Source organism: Streptomyces marianii (assembly GCF_005795905.1).
Classification (GTDB): domain Bacteria; phylum Actinomycetota; class Actinomycetes; order Streptomycetales; family Streptomycetaceae; genus Streptomyces; species Streptomyces marianii.
This window is the reverse complement of record NZ_VAWE01000001.1, coordinates 3,635,557-3,654,616: the sequence shown is the minus strand read 5'-3', so window position 1 is coordinate 3,654,616 and position 19,060 is coordinate 3,635,557. Positions and strand designations below refer to the sequence as shown.

General features: G+C 71.4%; 17 protein-coding genes and 1 pseudogene. 9 read left to right on the top strand and 9 right to left on the bottom strand.

Going from position 1 to position 19,060, the window contains the following annotated elements:
- Positions 1 to 88 precede the first annotated feature (88 nt).
- Positions 89 to 1,741 (bottom strand): threonine/serine exporter family protein, encoded by a 1,653-nt coding sequence (locus FEF34_RS16395; RefSeq protein WP_138053857.1) that lies wholly within the window; start codon positions 1,739 to 1,741, stop codon positions 89 to 91.
- Between the two features lie 107 nt (positions 1,742 to 1,848).
- Positions 1,849 to 2,343 (bottom strand): inorganic diphosphatase, encoded by a 495-nt coding sequence (locus FEF34_RS16390; RefSeq protein WP_138053856.1) that lies wholly within the window; start codon positions 2,341 to 2,343, stop codon positions 1,849 to 1,851.
- 102 nt (positions 2,344 to 2,445) lie between these two features.
- Here FEF34_RS16390 and dacB point away from each other — a divergent pair, with 102 nt between their 5' ends.
- The 6 genes and pseudogenes from dacB to folE all read left to right on the top strand — a co-directional run bounded on the left by dacB (position 2,446) and on the right by folE (position 9,879).
- On the top strand, positions 2,446 to 3,855 hold the full coding sequence (dacB, locus tag FEF34_RS16385; RefSeq protein WP_138053855.1) for a D-alanyl-D-alanine carboxypeptidase/D-alanyl-D-alanine endopeptidase: 1,410 nt from the start codon (positions 2,446 to 2,448) through the stop codon (positions 3,853 to 3,855).
- Positions 3,856 to 3,976: 121 nt separating this feature from the next.
- On the top strand, positions 3,977 to 5,104 hold the full coding sequence (locus tag FEF34_RS16380; protein ID WP_138053854.1) for a zinc-dependent metalloprotease: 1,128 nt from the start codon (positions 3,977 to 3,979) through the stop codon (positions 5,102 to 5,104).
- A 331-nt stretch (positions 5,105 to 5,435) separates the two neighbouring features.
- Positions 5,436 to 6,347 (top strand): annotated as a pseudogene (tilS, locus tag FEF34_RS16375) (tRNA lysidine(34) synthetase TilS); the annotation flags it as partial.
- 63 nt (positions 6,348 to 6,410) lie between these two features.
- Complete coding sequence (gene hpt / locus FEF34_RS16370) at positions 6,411 to 6,950, top strand: hypoxanthine phosphoribosyltransferase (RefSeq protein WP_138057519.1); 540 nt, start codon at positions 6,411 to 6,413, stop codon at positions 6,948 to 6,950.
- A 181-nt stretch (positions 6,951 to 7,131) separates the two neighbouring features.
- Positions 7,132 to 9,156, top strand: a complete 2,025-nt coding sequence (gene ftsH, locus FEF34_RS16365; RefSeq protein WP_138053852.1) for an ATP-dependent zinc metalloprotease FtsH — start codon at positions 7,132 to 7,134, stop codon at positions 9,154 to 9,156.
- Between the two features lie 117 nt (positions 9,157 to 9,273).
- Positions 9,274 to 9,879: a GTP cyclohydrolase I FolE gene (gene folE / locus FEF34_RS16360; protein WP_093660899.1), complete on the top strand. Its 606-nt coding sequence runs from the start codon at positions 9,274 to 9,276 to the stop codon at positions 9,877 to 9,879.
- A gap of 130 nt (positions 9,880 to 10,009) precedes the next feature.
- On the opposite strand, the gene FEF34_RS16355 is transcribed toward folE, so the two are convergent.
- The 6 genes from FEF34_RS16355 to FEF34_RS16330 all read right to left on the bottom strand — a co-directional run bounded on the left by FEF34_RS16355 (position 10,010) and on the right by FEF34_RS16330 (position 15,091).
- On the bottom strand, positions 10,010 to 10,495 hold the full coding sequence (locus tag FEF34_RS16355; RefSeq protein WP_138053851.1) for a DUF3180 domain-containing protein: 486 nt from the start codon (positions 10,493 to 10,495) through the stop codon (positions 10,010 to 10,012).
- Positions 10,496 to 10,549: 54 nt separating this feature from the next.
- Positions 10,550 to 11,137: a 2-amino-4-hydroxy-6-hydroxymethyldihydropteridine diphosphokinase gene (gene folK, locus FEF34_RS16350; RefSeq protein ID WP_138053850.1), complete on the bottom strand. Its 588-nt coding sequence runs from the start codon at positions 11,135 to 11,137 to the stop codon at positions 10,550 to 10,552.
- Positions 11,134 to 11,493 carry a dihydroneopterin aldolase gene (folB, locus tag FEF34_RS16345; RefSeq protein WP_138053849.1) on the bottom strand — a complete coding sequence of 120 codons (360 nt, stop codon included), beginning with the start codon at positions 11,491 to 11,493 and terminating at the stop codon, positions 11,134 to 11,136. Before folB ends, folK begins: the two co-directional genes overlap by 4 nt.
- Before the next feature lie 189 nt (positions 11,494 to 11,682).
- Positions 11,683 to 12,144, bottom strand: coding sequence for a nuclear transport factor 2 family protein (locus tag FEF34_RS16340; protein ID WP_138053848.1), 462 nt, complete (start codon positions 12,142 to 12,144; stop codon positions 11,683 to 11,685).
- The gene (folP, locus tag FEF34_RS16335; RefSeq protein ID WP_138053847.1) at positions 12,141 to 13,001 is read right to left on the bottom strand and encodes a dihydropteroate synthase; all 861 of its coding nucleotides are present in this window, start codon (positions 12,999 to 13,001) and stop codon (positions 12,141 to 12,143) included. The genes FEF34_RS16340 and folP overlap by 4 nt, the downstream gene beginning before the upstream one ends.
- Positions 13,002 to 13,252: 251 nt before the next feature.
- On the bottom strand, positions 13,253 to 15,091 hold the full coding sequence (locus FEF34_RS16330) for a phosphatidylglycerol lysyltransferase domain-containing protein (protein WP_171052970.1): 1,839 nt from the start codon (positions 15,089 to 15,091) through the stop codon (positions 13,253 to 13,255).
- A gap of 147 nt (positions 15,092 to 15,238) precedes the next feature.
- Here FEF34_RS16330 and FEF34_RS16325 point away from each other — a divergent pair, with 147 nt between their 5' ends.
- Positions 15,239 to 16,351, top strand: coding sequence for an alpha/beta hydrolase (locus FEF34_RS16325; protein ID WP_138053846.1), 1,113 nt, complete (start codon positions 15,239 to 15,241; stop codon positions 16,349 to 16,351).
- 22 nt (positions 16,352 to 16,373) lie between these two features.
- Here FEF34_RS16325 and FEF34_RS16320 read toward each other — a convergent pair whose 3' ends face one another.
- Positions 16,374 to 17,519, bottom strand: coding sequence for an ABC transporter ATP-binding protein (locus FEF34_RS16320; RefSeq protein WP_138053845.1), 1,146 nt, complete (start codon positions 17,517 to 17,519; stop codon positions 16,374 to 16,376).
- Between the two features lie 153 nt (positions 17,520 to 17,672).
- Between FEF34_RS16320 and FEF34_RS16315 the strand changes: the two genes are divergently transcribed.
- Together FEF34_RS16315 and FEF34_RS16310 are read left to right on the top strand one after the other, a co-directional pair.
- Positions 17,673 to 18,365, top strand: coding sequence for an ABC transporter permease (locus FEF34_RS16315; RefSeq protein ID WP_138053844.1), 693 nt, complete (start codon positions 17,673 to 17,675; stop codon positions 18,363 to 18,365).
- Positions 18,365 to 19,033, top strand: coding sequence for an ABC transporter permease (locus FEF34_RS16310; RefSeq protein WP_138053843.1), 669 nt, complete (start codon positions 18,365 to 18,367; stop codon positions 19,031 to 19,033). The genes FEF34_RS16315 and FEF34_RS16310 overlap by 1 nt, the downstream gene beginning before the upstream one ends.
- Positions 19,034 to 19,060 lie beyond the last annotated feature (27 nt).

Below are 19,060 nucleotides of genomic sequence, written 5' to 3'. Positions count from 1 at the left end.
CCCGGCCCGGGAAAGGGCCGGAGGGTCGTCGTGCGGGGACACCGGGTCCCCGGCACCCGGAGGGCGGTGCCCCGGGAAGCCGCTCCTCTCAGAAGCCGCGCGTCCGCTTGGCCGCGCGGCGCCGGCCCGCAGCCGCCGGGCTGCGCAGGAACATCCGGGCGATCTCGCCACCCAGGTTCACGCCGATCGCGATGGCCAGGGCCAGCGCCGCGGCCCTCGCCAGCGAGGCGAAGCCCGCGTCGATGTTGTTCTGCGCGATGTGCAGCACACCGAAGTACATGGCGCTACCCGGCAGCAGCGGGCCGATCGCGGCGGTCACGTACGGCAGCGACGACGTGTGCTGGAAGCGGGCCAGCAACTGCCCGAACAGACCCACCAGACCGGCGCCCACCGCCGTCGCCAGCACGGCCGAGCCGTCGGCCGTCACCGCGATCGCCGCGTAGATCACCCACGCCACGCCGCCGTTGAGCGCCGCGACGAGCACGGTGGAACGGTCCTGCTGGAGCAGCACGGCGAAGACCAGGCTCAGCACCATCGAGGCCAGGATCTGCGTCACCGGCCGCTCGACGCTGACCAGCGCCCCCTCCGGACTGAGGTTCGCCTCGAACTGCACGCCCACGTACAGGACCGTGAGCACGCCGACGACGATCGCCACGAAGAAGTAGGCGACCTCCAGCAGCCGGGCCGACGCCGTGATGTAGAAGCCCGTCAGGCCGTCCTGCACGGCCGCCACCAGTGCCCGCCCCGGGATCAGCGCGAACAGGCCACCGGTGATGACCGCGGAGGGCCTCAGATCGGCGTGCAGGGCACTCAGCGCCACCCCGATCGCCGCGGGCGGCATCGCCGCCACCACGAACTGGTAGAACTCCGGCAGTCCGCGACCCGCGCACAGCCACGCCAGCCGGTCGCCCAGCATCGCGCCGACCGCCGCCGCCACGAACACCAGCGCGCCACCGCCCACCAGCACGGAGGCCGAGCCGGCCAGGACGCCCGCGGCGAGGGTCAGGACCCAGCCGGGGTAGGGGTGCCGGTTCCGGCGGATCTCGGCGAGGCGCCGGTAGGCCTCGTCGAGCCTGACCTCGTGGTCGTCGCCGCTGATGTCCGCGACCAGCTGGTACACGGCGGTCAGCCGGGTGTAGTCCGTGCCCCGGCGGCGCACGGTCCGGTTCGCCGTCACCGGGTCGTCGACGAGCGACGGCTGGTAGGTGATCGACAGCAGGGTGAACGTCACCGTCGGCTCGACGTTGTCGAGGCCGTACGCGTTCGTGATGGCGAGCATCGCCGCCTCGACGTCCTCCGCGCCCTCGCCGCCCGCGAGCAGCAGCTCGCCGATGCGCAGTGTCAGATCGAGCACGCGCGGCGCCGCCGGCCCCGACTCGTCGTGCCGCTGCACCTGCTCCGGCATCGGCCGCTCGCTCACCGGGATCCGCAGCATCGTGCGCATCCGGTCCTGCCACGGCACGTCCTTGGACAGCTGGAGCACGGGGAAGCCGTGGGCGGGGGTGTATGCGGGCGGGGACGCCTTCGCGCGGTACGTCGCCGGGGGTGCGAACGCCGAGCCCTCCAGGTCGGCGGCCGGGGCCTCCGTCGTCAGCCCCTCGGGGACGGCGAACTCGGAGGAGGGATGGTCCTCCTCCGGCGGTCCCGGCTGATCGACACCCTCCGGCGGCGTGAATGCGCTGCGTGCCTCGTCGGACTGCGGCTTCCGGTCCTCGAGGGGACCTCCCGGCTCCGCCACCACGCTCTACCTACTCCTCCCGCTCGCGTACGGCGTGTGCGCGCCCAGTATGCGACGGGCGGCGCACCCCACGAGGGGTGCACCGCCCGGCCCGGTGTACGGGGATCGCGTCAGTGCGCGCCGCCCTGGTCCTTGAAGCGCTTGTAGGAACGCTCGATCTCGGCCTCGGCCTCGGTGCGGCCGACCCAGTCGGCGCCCTCGACGGACTTGCCGGGCTCCAGGTCCTTGTAGACCTCGAAGAAGTGCTGGATCTCCAGGCGGTCGAACTCCGACACGTGGTGGATGTCCCGCAGGTGCTCCACGCGCGGGTCGGACGCCGGAACGCACAGCAGCTTGTCGTCGCCGCCGGCCTCGTCCGTCATCCGGAACATGCCGATGGCGCGGCACTTGATCAGGCAGCCCGGGAAGGTCGGCTCGTCCAGGATGACCAGGGCGTCGAGCGGGTCGCCGTCCTCGCCCAGGGTGTTCTCGACGAAGCCGTAGTCGGCCGGGTAGCTGGTCGAGGTGAAGAGGCGACGGTCCAGACGGATCCGGCCGGTCTCGTGGTCCACCTCGTACTTGTTCCGCGACCCCTTCGGGATCTCGATGGTGACGTCGAACTCCACGGGTGGCACTCCTCCATGATCAACACATAAGTAGGTGACGCGGCTGTCCGCAGTGATTAAGTGTCCCCTACGCAGGTAGGTGATCGCGAAAGGGGCTGGTCAATGGTGCCCGACCGAGGAACGTGGCAGCTCACGGCGGGTGCGGCCGTGGCCGGCCTGGTCGTTGCGGTCGCTGCGGTGACCGCGGCCGGCCCCTGGGACAACGGTCAGCGTAAGGCCGAGCGCGACCACGCCGCCGCTCTGGGCCGCACAGGTGGTGCAGATCACCAGGTCGCAGGGCGGGGGCGGGACGCGGCGGAGGCTCCCGGCCCCGCGCCGGCGCCGAGCGCCCCCGGCGTGCTTTCCGCTGCGAGCCCCCCCAAGGTGCCGTCCACCACGCCCACCGACCTGGCCCGGGTCCTCGGCCCCCTGCTCGACGCCCCGGGGCTCGGTCCGCTGCGCACCGCCTCCGTCGTGGACGCCACCACCGGCAGGCAGCTGTACGGACGGGGCGCGGGCACGGCCATGACCCCGGCCTCCACCATCAAGATCGCCACCGCCGCTGCCGTGCTGTCCGCCACCGGCCCCGCGCACCGCATCCCGACCAGGGTCGTCGCCGCCCCCGGCTTCCGTGCGGTCACCCTGGTCGGCGGCGGGGACCCCACGCTCGACACGGTCCGGCTGCGGGCCCTCGCCGACCGGACCGCGAAGGCCCTGCGCGACCGGGGCGTCACCACGGTCCGCCTCTCCTACGACACCTCCCTCTACGAGGGGCCGGTGATCCACCCGATCGGCGCCGGGAACGACAACATCGCCCCCGTCACCGCTCTGATGCTCAACGAGGGGCGCCTCGACGACTCGACGGAGGGCAGCGCACGACGCGGCGCCGACCCGGCAGGCGACGCCGCCCGCGCCTTCGTCGGACTGCTCAGCGAACGCGGTGTGAACACCTCTGCGGGCCCCGCCCCGGGCCGGGCCCCCGCCAAGGGACCCGCCCTCGCCACCACGTACTCCGCGCCGGTACCGGCACTCGTCGAGCGGATGCTGACCGACAGCGACAACGACATCGCGGAGGCACTGGCCCGGCAGACCGCGCTCGCCACGCGCCGCCCCGCGAGCTTCGCCGGGGCGGAGGCTGCGGTGACCGACCGGCTCAAGCGGTTGAAGCTGCCCGTGGCCGGCGCGCGCTTCGCCGACGGCAGCGGGTTGAACCGAGCCGACAAGGTTTCGGCCGCACTCCTCACCACGCTGCTGGTCCGGGCCGCCGACCCCGCCCACCCCGAGCTCCGCCCCGTGCTCACGGGCCTTCCGATCGCGGGCTTCACCGGCACGCTGAGCGGCCGCTCGGCCACCGGGGCCGGGGGCCTGGTGCGCGCCAAGACCGGCACGCTCAGGGGCGTGGACACCCTCGCCGGAACGGTGCTGTCCGCCGACGGCAGACTGCTCGCCTTCGCCTTCCTCGCCGGTGACACGCCGTCCGCGAGCGCCGCCCGCCCCGCCCTCGACCGCCTCGCGGCCGCCCTCCTGCCCTGACGGACCCGCCGCCTCCGGCCGGGCGGGCCGCCGCGCCCGTCCCGGCCTCCGGAGACCGCCTCCGGGGCGCGGAGGCGCCGACACCCCACCGTGTGCCGGGGTGACAACGTACGGTTGACGCATGACGAGCATCGGTGGTGCCGAGATGGTCGACTGGAACCTCGCGGTCGCGACCGCGATCCGCCTCGTCCGGCCGGGGCCGGACATCACCCGGGAAGAGGCCCGTGCCGTCGTCGCCGAACTGCGCCGGCACGCCAAGGCCTCCGAGGAGCACGTCCGCGCCTTCACCCGCATGATCCCCGACGGACACGAGCCCGAGGACACCCCGGTCCTCGTCGTCGACCGGCCGGGCTGGGTCAGGGCCAATGTCGCGGGCTTTCGCGAGTTGCTGAAGCCCCTGCTCGACAAGATGCAGGAGCGCCGCGCCGGCACCGCGGGCGGAGCCGTGCTCGGAGCCGTCGGCGGCAAGGTGACCGGCGTCGAGCTGGGCATGCTGCTGTCGTTCCTGGCCTCCCGTGTCCTCGGTCAGTACGAGACCTTCGCCCCGCCCACGCGCGAGTTGCCCGGGGCGCCGGGCAGCGGCGGAAGGCTGCTCCTGGTCGCCCCCAACATCGTCCACGTCGAACGCGAACTCGACGTCGAGCCGCACGACTTCCGGCTGTGGGTGAGTCTCCACGAGGAGACCCACCGCACCCAGTTCACCGCCGTGCCCTGGCTGCGCGACCACCTCGAGGGCGAGATCCAGTCATTCCTCGCCGAGACCGACGTGGACCCCATGACCGTGCTGGAGCGGCTGCGCGAGGCCGCCCAGACACTCGCCGGCAGCCGTCCCGAAGGCGAGGAGAACGAGGGCCGCTCGCTGGTCGAGATCGTCCAGAGTCCGGTGCAGCGCGAGATCCTCGGCCGGCTCACCGCCGTGATGTCCCTGCTCGAGGGCCATGCGGACTTCGTCATGGACGGCGTGGGGCCCCAGGTCGTGCCGTCCGTGAGCGAGATCCGGGAGAAGTTCCAGCAGCGCCGCGCCCGGGGCGCCTCCCGCCTCGACCTGGCACTGCGCAAGCTCCTCGGCCTGGACGCCAAGCTGCGCCAGTACCGGGACGGCGAGCGGTTCGTACGGGCCGCCGTCGAGGAGGTCGGGATGGAGGGCTTCAACCGCGTCTGGACCTCGCCGAACACCCTGCCCACCAAGGCGGAGATCGCCGCACCGGCGGACTGGATCGCCAGGGTGCACCGGAGGGCCGAACCCTGAACCCCCGTGCGGCCGACGGCAGACGGATGCCCTCGTAATCACCCGTCCGAGGGAGCGTAGGCAATGGACAGGCGTGCAATGCTCGGGGAACGGCGCGGTTCTGTCACCATCTAGACACTCTGAGTGACCGAATCTCCCGGCCCCCACCCTCCTCACGGAGGCACCCCCGACTTCACGAAGGGCACCGGACATGGGTCCGCATCCTGCGGTCGCGGCGATACGCCTGGCGGTCCGCCGCGTACTCCACGACGTACTCAACGAACTGAACGACATGCCGAGCGCCGCACCCTCCTCCTGCGGGCGCTCCACGGCCGTCCCGGTCCTCGACGACCGCCCCGTCGTGCTGGTCGCCTGCTCAGGTGGTGCCGACTCCATGGCGCTCGCCTCCGCCCTCGCCTTCGAGGCCCCCAAACTGGCCGTCCGTGCCGGCGCCGTCACCATCGACCACGGTCTGCAGGCCGGCTCCGATCTCCGCGCCGTCGAAGTCGCCGGCCGACTCACCGCCATGGGCCTCGACCCCGTCGAGTCCGTCGCCGTGACCGTCGGACGCGCCGGTGGCCCCGAGGCCGCCGCCCGTGACGCCCGCTACGCCGCCCTCGACGAGGCCTCGGAGCGCCACGGCGCCGCCGCCGTGCTGCTCGGGCACACCCGCGACGACCAGGCGGAGACCGTCCTCCTCGGCCTCGCCCGGGGCTCCGGCATCCGCTCGCTCTCCGGCATGGCGGCCGTCTCGGGTGCCCGCCGCCGGTACCGGCGCCCCTTCCTCCAGCTCGACCGCCAGACCGCGCGCAAGGCGTGCCTCGTCCAGCACCTGCCCGTCTGGGACGACCCGATGAACGCCGATCCCGCCTACACCCGCTCCCGGTTGCGCCATGAGGGCCTGCCCGCACTGGAGAAGGCGCTCGGCAAGGGCGTCGTGGAGGCGCTGGCGCGTACCGCCCGGCTCTCCCGTGACGACGCCGACGCCCTGGACGCCTGGGCGGCCCAGGCCGACGAGACCGCCCGCGACGACGCCGGATTGCTCGAATGCGCGAAGCTCTACGCACTGCCGCCGGCCGTCCGCCGCCGGGTGCTGCGGCGCGCCCTGGTGGCAGCCGGTTCACCTGCGGGTTCGCTCTTCGCCCGGCACATCGAGGAGGTCGAGCGGCTCATCGTGGGATGGCGGGGCCAGAAGCCCCTGAACCTGCCCGGCCGGGTCGAGGCGCGCCGCCAGGGTGGCAGACTGGTCATTCGGCAGAGCTGAGCCGGCAGCGGGCCGGGCGCCGGGACGCCGAGACAGAAAGCGACGCGGGTGAACGAGAAGGACATGGGCTCCGATCTCAAATCGGTACTCATCACCAAGGAAGAGATCGACGCGAAGCTGGCCGAGCTGGCCGCGAAGATCGATGCGGAGTACGCGGGCAAGGACCTGCTCATCGTCGGAGTCCTCAAGGGCGCCGTGATGGTGATGGCGGACCTGGCGCGTGCGCTGTCCACCCCCGTCACCATGGACTGGATGGCGGTGTCCTCATACGGCGCGGGCACCCAGTCCTCCGGGGTGGTCCGCATCCTCAAGGACCTGGACACCGACATCAAAGGCAGGCACGTCCTGATCGTCGAGGACATCATCGACTCCGGGCTGACCCTGTCCTGGCTGCTGTCGAACCTCGGCTCCCGCGAGCCGGCCTCGCTCGAGGTCTGCACGCTGCTCCGCAAGCCGGACGCCGCCAAGGTCGCGATCGACGTGAAGTGGATCGGGTTCGACATCCCGAACGAGTTCGTCGTCGGGTACGGCCTCGACTACGCCGAGAAGTACCGCAACCTCCCGTTCGTGGGTACCCTCGCGCCCCACGTGTACGGGGGCTGAGGCGCGGACGCGCCCCGGGAACCCCGGCCGCCTTCCCGCCGTTGGAGCATGGGAAGGCGGTCCCGGGTGACAATGCTGGGGTACCGTCCGAAGAACAGTCTTTTACTCGGTCTCACAGCAGCATTCTCAGAGCAGCACTTACCTACGGGCAGGAGGGACGGGGCGGCACCGCTCCGTATGGATGGACGTGAAGCGATACTTCCGTGGGCCGGTCATGTGGATCGTGCTGGCCGTCCTCGCCGTGGTCGTGCTGATGCAGGTCGTCGGCTCGTCGGGCGGCTACAAGACGGTGGACACCGCGAAGGTTGTCCAGGCGATCACCAAGAACCAGGTCGAGCAGGCCAAGCTGACCACCGGCGACGAGCAGATCATCAAGATCGAGCTGAAGGACGGCCAGAAGGTCGACGGCAGCGACAAGGTCCAGGCGAGCTACATCGGCGACCAGGGCGTCGAGCTGGCCACGACCTTGCAGCAGAAGTACGACGCGGGTGAGATCGAGAAGGGCTACACGGTCTCGCCCGAGCGGCAGAGCCCGTTCCTCTCGGTGCTCCTCTCGCTGCTGCCCTTCGTGCTCATCGTGGTCGTCTTCCTGTTCCTGATGAACCAGATGCAGGGCGGCGGCTCCCGGGTCATGAACTTCGGGAAGTCCAAGGCCAAGCTCATCACCAAGGACACGCCGAAGACCACCTTCTCCGACGTGGCCGGATCGGACGAGGCCGTCGAGGAGCTCCACGAGATCAAGGAGTTCCTGCAGGAGCCGGCGAAGTTCCAGGCCGTCGGTGCCAAGATCCCGAAGGGCGTGCTGCTGTACGGCCCGCCCGGTACGGGCAAGACGCTGCTCGCGCGCGCCGTCGCGGGCGAGGCGGGCGTGCCGTTCTACTCGATCTCCGGCTCCGACTTCGTCGAGATGTTCGTCGGTGTCGGTGCCTCCCGGGTCCGCGACCTCTTCGAGCAGGCCAAGGCGAACGCCCCGGCGATCGTCTTCGTCGACGAGATCGACGCGGTCGGCCGCCACCGCGGCGCCGGCCTCGGCGGCGGTCACGACGAGCGCGAGCAGACCCTCAACCAGCTCCTCGTCGAGATGGACGGCTTCGACGTGAAGGGCGGCGTCATCCTGATCGCCGCCACGAACCGTCCGGACATCCTCGACCCGGCGCTGCTCCGCCCGGGCCGCTTCGACCGGCAGATCGCCGTCGACCGCCCGGACATGCAGGGCCGTCTGGAGATCCTCAAGGTCCACCAGAAGGGCAAGCCGGTCGCCCCGGACGTCGACCTCTCGGCCGTCGCCCGCCGCACCCCCGGCTTCACCGGTGCCGATCTGTCGAACGTGCTGAACGAGGCCGCCCTGCTGACGGCCCGCAGCGACAAGAAGCTGATCGACAACCACTTCCTGGACGAGGCCATCGACCGCGTCGTCGCGGGCCCGCAGAAGCGGACCCGGATCATGTCCGACAAGGAGAAGAAGATCACCGCGTACCACGAGGGCGGACACGCCCTGGTCGCGGCAGCCTCCCCGAACTCGGACCCGGTCCACAAGATCACGATCCTGTCCCGCGGCCGGGCCCTCGGCTACACGATGGTGCTCCCGGACGAGGACAAGTACTCGACCACGCGCAACGAGATGCTCGACCAGCTGGCCTACATGCTGGGTGGCCGCGCGGCCGAGGAGCTCGTCTTCCACGACCCGACCACGGGCGCGGCGAACGACATCGAGAAGGCCACGACCACGGCCCGCGCCATGGTCACGCAGTACGGCATGACCGAGCGCCTCGGCGCGATCAAGTTCGGCGGCGACAACACGGAGCCGTTCCTGGGCCGTGAGATGGCGCACCAGCGCGACTACTCGGAAGAGGTCGCCGCGCTGGTCGACGAGGAGGTCAAGAAGCTCATCGAGGCCGCGCACAACGAGGCCTGGGAGATCCTGGTCGAGAACCGCGACGTCCTCGACAACCTCGTCCTCGCGCTGCTGGAGAAGGAGACCCTCGGCAAGGAGGAGATCGCCGAGATCTTCGCCCCGATCGTGAAGCGCCCGGCCCGTCCGGCGTGGACCGGTTCCTCCCGCCGCACGCCGTCCACCCGTCCGCCGGTGCTGTCGCCGAAGGAGCTCGCGCTCACCAACGGCGCCAACGGGGCCTCGGCCCCGACGGTGACCGATGTCACCAAGGCCCCCAAGGAGGCGGTCCAGGACGAGCGCCCGGACGTCTGACCAGGCATGATGCATCGGCGATGACCGCCGGACCGGAATGAACGCCGCACTTCCCAGGTTCTAGCCTGGGAAGTGCGGCGTTTTCGCGCCACGGCAGAGCACAGGAACGAGGCACAGATGACCGACCCGGTGACGCTGGACGGCGAGGGCACGATCGGCGAGTTCGACGAGAAGCGCGCCGAGAACGCCGTACGCGAGCTCCTCATCGCAGTCGGAGAGGACCCGGACCGCGAGGGACTCAAGGAGACCCCGGCGCGGGTGGCACGGGCGTACAAGGAGATATTCGCGGGACTCTGGCAGCAGCCGGAGGACGTGCTCACCACGACCTTCGACCTCGGTCACGACGAAATGGTCCTGGTCAAGGACATCGAACTGGTGAGCTGCTGCGAGCATCACCTGGTGCCGTTCCGAGGTGTGGCCCATGTCGGCTACATCCCGTCGACCACGGGCAAGATCACCGGACTTTCCAAGCTGGCCCGCCTCGTCGACGTCTTCGCCCGGCGCCCCCAGGTGCAGGAGCGGCTGACCACGCAGATCGCCGACTCCCTGATGGAGATCCTGGAACCGCGCGGGGTGATCGTCGTCATCGAGTGCGAGCACATGTGCATGTCGATGCGCGGTATCCGCAAGCCCGGGGCCAAGACGATCACCTCGGCGGTTCGCGGCCAGCTGCGCGATGTCGCCACCCGCAACGAGGCGATGAGCCTGATCATGGCGCGCTGAGCCGTTCACCCGCCGCAGGGCCGCGGGCGGCTCGCCTTCCGCCCCGGCCGGCGTGCACGCACCCGTGCGGAGCGAACGACCGGCGCACCCCCGGCGAGGCCGGGGGTGCGCCGTCGTCAGCAGACCGGAGTCAGCGAGCCGGTACCTGGCCCGTGCCGTCGTCCTCGTCCTCCGGGAGTTTGCAGACCCGCTCCAGGAAGAGCCCCGCGGCGATCACCGCGATGCCCGACAGGACCGCGAAGCCCGCGTAGATCGCCTGGTCGCGCCGGGCCGGGACGTCGAGAGAGCCGAGCAGGAAGACGCCCACGCCGCCGTACACACCGCTGACGAGAGCCGCCACCAGGGCGCTCGCCTGACCGAAGACGACCGCGCGGGCGGCCATCAGCGGCTCGACGCCCTTCGCTCCAGGCCGACGTTCCCGCTGGGCCCGTAGCCGGGCGCGCAGCGACAGTGCGGTCGCCAGGAGGATCGCGGCGATCGCCGCCAGGACGATCGGCGCGGCCAGCGGCGCGCTCGGCAGCGTGCCCACCGAGTCCCACAGCCGGGCACCGCCCCACGACAGCACTCCGGCCACCACGAACAGCCCGGCCAGTACCCCAAGCCGTAGTTGCTTCACCGCGCGCCCCTGTGTCCTTCGTCTTGGTGCCGGAGACCCTGAAGAGCGTAACGACTACTCGGGCAGACGGAGTTCCAGGTCCGCACGAGGAGCGACACCCGTCCGGCCCACACCGGCCAGCAGCTCCGCGATCCCGCCCAGGCCCGGCAGCTGGGCCTCGGGGTCCACGTCGTGCCACGGGGCGAGGACGAAGGCCCTCTCGTGCGCACGCGGGTGCGGAAGGGTGAGGAACGGATCGTCCGAGACCACGTCCGCGTAGGCCACGATGTCGACGTCGATCGTGCGTGGGCCCCAGCGCTCCTCGCGTACCCGGTCGAAGGCCTCCTCGATCGCCTGGCCGCGCTCCAGCAGGGAACTGGGCGGCAGCGTCGTCTTCACGAGCACCACCGCGTTGAAGTACGACGGCTGGGTGCCCGGCTCGACGCCCCACGGCTCCGTCTCGTACACGGGGGAGACCGCCTTGACCCGGATACCGGGGGTGTCCTCCAGCAGATCGATGGCACCCTGGATCGTCTCCAGCCGGTTGCCGAGGTTGGAGCCGAGCGCGATCACCGCCCGTTTCGGGTTGGACAGGGTGACGTCGGCCGCGTCGACCTGCTCGACGACGGCGGTGGGCACGGGCTGCACGGTGGGGTCGCTCATGCACGGCTCCGGGTGATCGTGATGGTGACATCGTCGAACGGGACGGTGATCGGGGCGTCCGGCTTGTGCACGACCACCTCGACCTCCTGGACGCCCGCGTGCTTGAGGCACTGCTGGGCGATGCGCTCCGCCAGCGTCTCGATCAGGTCCACGGGCTCCCCCTGGACGACGTCGACGACCTCCTCCGCCACCACTCCGTAGTGGACGGTCTTCGCCAGGTCGTCGTCGGCCGCCGCGGGACGGGTGTCGAGACCGAGCACCAGGTCCACGATGAAGGTCTGACCCTCCTCGCGCTCCCGGGGGAAGACGCCGTGGTGCCCGCGGGCCCTCAGGCCGCGCAGCGCGACACGATCCACGCGAATCACTCCTGCTGTCGTAGTCCGGCGCGCACGCGGCCGCGTGCGGGCGGCAGCAGTGCACGGATTCGAATCTACCTGCGGGCTCGGACACGACCTGCCCACGGGGGCCGCGGACGGAACCGTCACCGGCTGGCGGCGCCTACCCCGCAGGCGCGAAAACGAACCTCCCACGAGCGGGTTACCCACTCACGGGGTGGATTCCCCGTCCTCCTCCTCGTCCGATTCCGCCAGAACGGGCGAACCGTGATGTGACCAGATTCTCCATCCGTCGGGTGTGCGGCGGAATACGTTGGTGGCCACGACCAGCTGCCCGACGAGGGGGCCGAGCTCGCCGGCCTCCTCCGCCGGGCCGCCGCTCAGGATGTTCTCGGTGCAGGTGACGACGGCGGTGTCGCCCGACACGCTCACCCGCACGTCGGTGAGGAAGAACTGGATGTACTCGGTGTTCGCCATGATCAGGGCGTACGAGCGCAGTACCTCGCCCCGGCCCGAGAGGACCGGCCAGCCCGGGTGCACGCAGGAGATGGTGTCGGCCTCTCCGCCGTCCAGCCAGAGGCCGGAGATCTCCTCGAAGTCGCCCCGTTCCATGGCCTCGTAGAAGGCGGTGTTCGCCGCTTCCACGTTCTCGACGTCGGTACGCGGGGTCACCGGGCTCCCTCGACCGCCCGCGCGACCCGCACGGCGTCCGCCGTGGCCCCCACCTCGTGGACCCGGACGGCCCAGGCGCCCTCGTGGGCGGCGATCGCGGAGACCGCGGCGGTGGCGGCGTCCCGCTCGCGCGCGGGCGGCGGGGTCGCGGCGCCGTCGGCCAGGACGTGGCCGAGGAACCGCTTGCGGGAGGCGGCGACGAGCAGCGGCCGGCCCAGGGCGCCCAGCTCGGGGAGGTGCGCCACGAGCGCGAGGTCGTGCGCGGCCTGCTTGGCGAAGCCGAGGCCCGGGTCGACGATGATCCGCTCGGCGGCGACCCCGCGCGCGACCACGGCGTCGATCCGCTCGCGCAGTTCCGCGGTCACCTCGGCGACGACGTCCCCGTACACGGCCCGGCTGTTCATGTCCTCGCTGAAGCCGCGCCAGTGCATGACCACGAAGGGCACCTCCGCGGCGGCGACGGCCGGGATCATCTGCGGGTCGGCGAGACCGCCGGAGACGTCGTTCACGAGGACGGCGCCGGCCGCGACCGCCTGGGCGGCCACCGAGGCGCGCATGGTGTCGACGGAGACGGTGACCCCCTCGCCGGCCAGGCCGCGGACGACGGGGAGCACCCGCCGCAGCTCCTCCTCCTCGTCGACGCGGGAGGCGCCGGGGCGGGTGGACTCACCGCCGACGTCCACCAGGTCGGCGCCCTCGGCGACGAGGTCGAGGCCGTGCTTGACGGCGACTGTGGTGTCGAACCAGCGGCCCCCGTCGGAGAAGGAGTCGGGCGTCACGTTGACGACTCCCATGACCGCACAGCGGTCCCACTCCGGCAGGCCCGTGACCGTGCCCCGTCCGCGCAACGTACTCATACGACCAGCCTAGTGCCGCGTCGGGCGGGGTTTGCCCGTCGAGGAGCGCCGTCCGGTGCACGGGTCTCCCCGGCCCTCCGGGCCGAGGGGAAGGGCCGCAGGGCGCCGGATCGGCTTCGTGGTGGGCCTGCTCGGCCGGTCCGGCAACGCCGTGACCGCCGTGCCGGCGTCGCGACGGGCGAACGCCGCCTGATGCGGCACCGGACCCGGCAGCGGCCCGGCCACGCCGCTGCGCCTCCGGCACGTTCCCGCTACGCCGCGCGCACCTCGTGCTCGCCGGTGGCTGCGGGGCGGATGTGGGCGCAGGGACGGGGCGAGCGGGCCGTCCGGCGGCGGAAGGGGCGCGGCACGGCCAGGGTCACGAAGCCCTCCGCCTGCATGGCGGCGAATCCGATCCGGGGCAGGTCGCGGGTCTTGCGGAAGACCACGAAGCGGGGCTCCCAGCGCGGCCGGAACTTGGCGTTGAACTTGTACAGCGACTCGATCTGGAACCAGCGGGAGAGGAAGACCAGCAGACCCCGCCAGACCCGCAGGACCGGTCCCGCGCCCAACTGCTCACCACGGGCGAGCGCCGAGCGGAACATCGCGAAGTTCAGCGAGACCCGGGCGATGCCGAGCCTCGGGGAGGCCTGCAGGGCGGCGACGATCAGCAGCTCGTTCATGCCGGGATCGGCCGACCGGTCGCGGCGCATCAGGTCCAGGGACATGCCGTCCGTACCCCACGGAACGAAGTGGAGTACAGCCTTCAGGTCGCCGTACGGCCCCGGCTCGCCGTCGTCGGCCTTGTGCGCGGTGGCGATCACGCTGTCGCCGTCCGAGGGGTCGCCGATCCGGCCGAGGGCCATGGAGAAGCCTCGCTCGGTGTCGGTGCCGCGCCAGTCGTCCGCGGCCCGGCGTATCCGCTCCAGCTCGCCGTCGGAGAGGTCACGCACGCGGCGGACGCGGGTCTCGTAACCGTTGCGCTCGATGCGCTTCACCATCTGGCGCACGTTCCGCATGGCGCGCCCGGTCAGCGAGAAATCCGGGACGTCCACCACCGCCTCGTCGCCCAGCTCCAGGGCGTCGAGGCCGGTCTCTCGGGTCCAGACCTGGCCGCCGGTCTCGGAGCACCCCATGACGGCCGGGGTCCAGGAGTGGGCCTTGGCCTCGTCCATGAAACGCTCGATGGCGCCCGGCCACGCCTCGACGTCGCCGATCGGGTCGCCGCTGGCGAGCATGACACCGGAGACGACGCGGTAGGTGACGGCCGCCTTGCCGCTGGGGGAGAAGACGACGCCCTTGTCGCGGCGGAGCGCGAAGTGGCCGAGGGAGTCGCGGCCGCCGTGTTTCTCGAGCAGCTCGCGGAGCCTGGTCTCGTCGTCCGTCGTGAGGGTGGCGGCCGGGTGCTCGGGGCGGAAGGCCAGGTAGATCGTGGTCACGGCGGTGATCAGGCCGAGCGCGCCGAGCGAGTAGCCGACGGTCCAGTCGATGCCGCTCTCGTACCCGACCGGCCCCTCGACGCCGAACAGCCCGAACAGGACGTGTTCGAGACGGTCGGTGAGGCTGGGGCTCCCGATGACCCTGCCCGGATGGGCGCTGACGACGACCAGACCGAGGCCGATCGAACCGGCGCCCATCAGGACGAAGTTGGCGAGCGCCTTCCACCGGCTTCGCGGGTCGGGCAGGGCGGCGAACTCGCCCCGGTGGCGCAGCAGCAGGGCCAGCAGGGCCAGCGACAGCAGGACGCCGACCACGGAGTGGCGATAGGCGAACTGTGCGACGGCGCCGGCGGGCAGCAGGATCACCGCGGCCCGCCAGGCGCGCCGCTTGTGCCGCTTGAGCCCGTGTGCGAGGAGCAGCAGCAGCACGCCGGCGCTGAGTGACAGCGCGGCGGCGAACGGGCCGAGTGCGCCGGGGAGCACCTCGGCGAGGGCGTGCATCCGGCTGTGCCGGAAGCGCGGGAACACCCCTGCGGCGATGTCGATCAGGCCGATGAAGGTGCAGGCCGTGCCGACCAGCGCAGGAACGGATTCGGCGCGCGGGCCGCGGAGGATCCGGCGTACGCGATCCGGAACCAAGCCCGACTTATCCCCATCTATGGTGACAGACATCGCTTCCTGAGGCTCTCGAGAGAGATCGTGGAGTCCGCGGCCGCAGAACGTTCGGCCCGGACGATTTGCGCTCTCTAGGACGGCGCTTCCGGGTGGCGGGTTCATCCGACTCTCAGGAAATTCTCACGGAAGAAGCTCGATCGCCTCATGGGTCTCACCAGTAACAAGGTTCTGGCGCTGGCCGTTCTGGCCGCCGTGGGTCTCTTCGCCGCGACGATCTGGCTGTGGCCACGGCTCTCCCGCCGGGGCTGGCGCGCGGTCCTCGGCCGGGTGGGGCTGCTGCTGGCGACGCAGTTCGCGCTCTTCGCCGCGGTGGGCCTGGCCGCGAACAAGTCCTTCCTCTTCTACGGCTCCTGGGCCGATCTCCTCGGCCAGGAGCAGGAGATGGGAGTGGTCGTGGACCACTCGGCGAGCAGCAGGACGGTCAAGGTGGTCGGCAAGCAGAAGCTGGACGTTCCGGGGAGCTCGCGGCCGGAGACGGGCGGTCAGATCCAGAAGGTCGTGATCGTGGGCGAGCGGTCGGGGATCGACAGCCCGGCGTACGTGTACCTGCCGCCCGAGTACTTCCAGCCCGCCCACGCGAAGAGGACCTTTCCCGTGAGCGTCGTGCTGACCGGCTACCCGGGCACCGCGGAGAACCTGCTCAAGGGCCTCAAGTACCCGCGAACGGCGTTCATGCAGGCCCGCGAGGGGCGCATGCAGCCGATGATCCTGGTGATGCTCCGGCCGACGCTGGCGCCGCCGAGGGACACCGAGTGCGTCGACGTTCCGGACGGGCCGCAGACGGAGACGTTCTTCGCGAAGGACCTGCCGGCCGCCGTGGCGGAGACCTACCGGGTCGGCAACAACCCTCGCAACTGGGGCATCATGGGCAATTCCACGGGTGGGTACTGTGCGCTGAAGATAGCTCTCCACCACCCCGAGCGGTTCACGGCCGGAGCGGGACTCTCCGCGTACTACAAGGCCGCGGAGGACCCGACGACCGGCGACCTGTTCCACGGGAACCAGCACGAGCGCAAGCGCGCGAACCTGTTGTGGAGTCTGGACCACCGGCCGCAGGGCGCCTCCTCGTTCCTGGTGACCACGTCCGAGCAGGGCGAGGGAAACCTCAAGGGGACGCGGGACTTCATCGGGAGGGTGAAGGCGCCCGCGCGCGTCTCGTCGATCACGCTGGACAGCGGCGGGCACAACTTCAACACCTGGCGCCGTGAGATCCCGCCGGCGCTGGTGTGGATGAGCGGTCGGCTCAGCGCGGCGTGAGAGGCCCGGTTCCCAGGCGGGTTCAGCCGGACGGCACCTTGTCGATGTCCACCGTGGTACGCGGTACGTCCTCGGCGTCCGCGTCGATGGAGCGGCGCAGGGCCTCGTGCAGGCGCCCCGGGGTCAACACTCCGAGGAAACGTCCCTTCTCCTCCTTGTCGACGACCGCGATCCACCCCGCGTCGTGCTGCAGCATCGTGGAGAACGCCTGCTTCAGCGAGGCGCCGACGGGCAGCCAGGCGTCCATGCGGCGCGCGTGCTCGCGCACCGTGCCCGCGCCGCCGGCGTGTTCGGCGGAGATCCAGCCGTGCGGATCGCCGCCGCGGTCCAGGACGACGGCCCAGGGCGCGTCCAGTGTGCGGGGCAGCGGGTCGTCGAGACGGACCACGGGCGGCTGCTCGAGATCGCCCTCCTCGACGGGGGTGACGGACAGCCGCTTGAGGCCCCGGTCGGCTCCGACGAAATCCGCCACGTACGGCGTCGCCGGTGCCCCCAGCACGGCGGCCGGGGCGTCGAACTGCTCGATCCGGCCCTGCCCGTAGACGGCGATGCGGTCGCCGAGCCGGACGGCCTCCTCGATGTCGTGGGTGACGAAGAGCACGGTCTTGCGGACCGCGGCCTGCAGCTTGAGGAACTCGCTCTGCAGGCGCTCCCGCACGACGGGGTCGACGGCGCCGAACGGCTCGTCCATCAGCAGCACCGGCGGATCTGCCGCCAGGGCCCGGGCCACGCCCACGCGCTGGCGCTGGCCGCCCGAGAGCTGTTCGGGATAGCGGTCGCCGTACACGCGGGGGTCGAGGCCGACGAGATCGAGGAGTTCGGCGGCGCGCTCACGGCCCCTCGTGCGCTTCCAGCCGAGGAGGTGGGGCACGGTCGCGGTGTTCTCCAGGACCGTCTTGTGCGGGAAGAGGCCTACCTGCTGGATGACATAGCCGATCCGGCGCCGCAGTTGGACGGGATCGACTGCGGATATGTCCTCCCCGTCCAGGGATATCCGACCCTCGGTCGGCTCGATGAGGCGGTTGACCATCTTCATGGTGGTCGTCTTGCCGCAGCCGGACGGTCCCACGAGCGTGACCAGTTCACCCGCGGCGACCTCGAAGGAGAGGTCGTCCACCGCGGTGGTGCCGTCCCCGTAGCGCTTGGTCACGTGCTCGAATCGGATCATGGTTCCCCATTGTGACGGGTGACGGCGGGCCTCGTGTGAAGGCGGTGTCGCCGGGACGCGAGGCCCCTCGGCGATTGTCGGTGGCGGGGGTTAGGGTCGGTTTCCGTTCGGCAACCGGTCGAACAGGCCGGACGCGAGGACGGGGGTGGGGCCATGGCGGGCCAGGACTGCCTGGTCACGAACGACTGGATCTGCGGTGAGTACCTGCGCTCCCGCAGCCAGGAGTTGATCGACGCCACGGTGCAGCACGTGGGGATCACGGGCGCCTCGGTCGCGATCGGACTCGTCGTCTCCTTTCCGCTGGCGCTTCTCGCGCGCAGCCGGCCCCGGTTCGCCGGCCCTGTCCTCGGACTGACGACCGTGCTCTACACGATCCCGTCGCTGGCCATGTTCTCGCTGCTGCTGCCCTTCTTCGGCCTCTCGGCCGCCCTGGTGGTCACGGGCCTGGTGCTGTACTCGCTGACGATTCTGGTGCGGAACACGGTCGCGGGGCTGGAGGCGGTCCCCGCGGAGGCCCGGGAGGCCGCCCGGGGCATGGGCTACGGGCCGGCCCGGCTGCTCTGGGAAGTCGAGCTCCCGCTCGCCCTGCCCGCGCTGATGGCGGGCCTGCGGATCGCGACGGTCTCGACGGTCGCTCTCACCACCGTCGGCTCGATCGTCGGCCGCGGCGGCCTCGGCAATCTCATCGAGGACGCGCTGCCCAGTTTCTTCAAGGCGCAGGTGCTGACCGCCTCCGTGCTCTGCGTGCTCCTCGCGGTCGCCGCGGACCTGCTGCTGCTCGGTGCGCAGAGGCTGCTCACGCCCTGGACCCGGATACGTGACGCCGGGACCCGGGGGGCCCACTGATGGACGTACTGGCCAGGACCTGGGCATGGCTCGGCACCGGCGCCAACTGGGCAGGGGAGGGCGGAGCCTGGCACCGGCTGGGCGAGCATCTGTACGTCAGCGGCGTGGCCATGGCCCTCGCCTGTGCCGTCGCCCTGCCCGTCGCGCTGTATCTGGGACATGTCGGGCGCGGCGGCGCGCTGGCCGTGAACCTGGCGAACGCGGGCCGGGCCGTGCCCGTCTTCGCGGTGCTCGCGCTGTTCATGGTCACACCGCTGCGCAGTGCCGGATACGTCCCGACGATCATCGCCCTGGTGCTGTTCGCCGTGCCGCCCCTGCTCACCAACGCCTATGTGGGCATGCGGGAGGTGGACCGGGCGGTCGTCGAGGCCGCGCGAGGCATGGGCATGTCGGGCGGGCAGCTCTTCGTCCGGGTCGAGCTGCCCCTCGCGTACCCGATGGTCATGACCGGGCTGCGGTCCGCAGCGGTCCAGGTCGTCGCCACCGCGACGATCGCGGCGATGGTCGGGCAGGGCGGCCTCGGTCGCATCATCACGGCCGGTTTCAACACGTACGACACTCCGCAAGTGGTCGCGGGCGCCCTGCTCGTGGCCGTGCTCGCCCTCCTCGTGGAGGCCGTGCTGGTGGCGGTGGACCGTCTGTTCAGTCCGCTCCGCAAGACCGTGTGACGACTCACTCCCTTGGATGGTGAACCT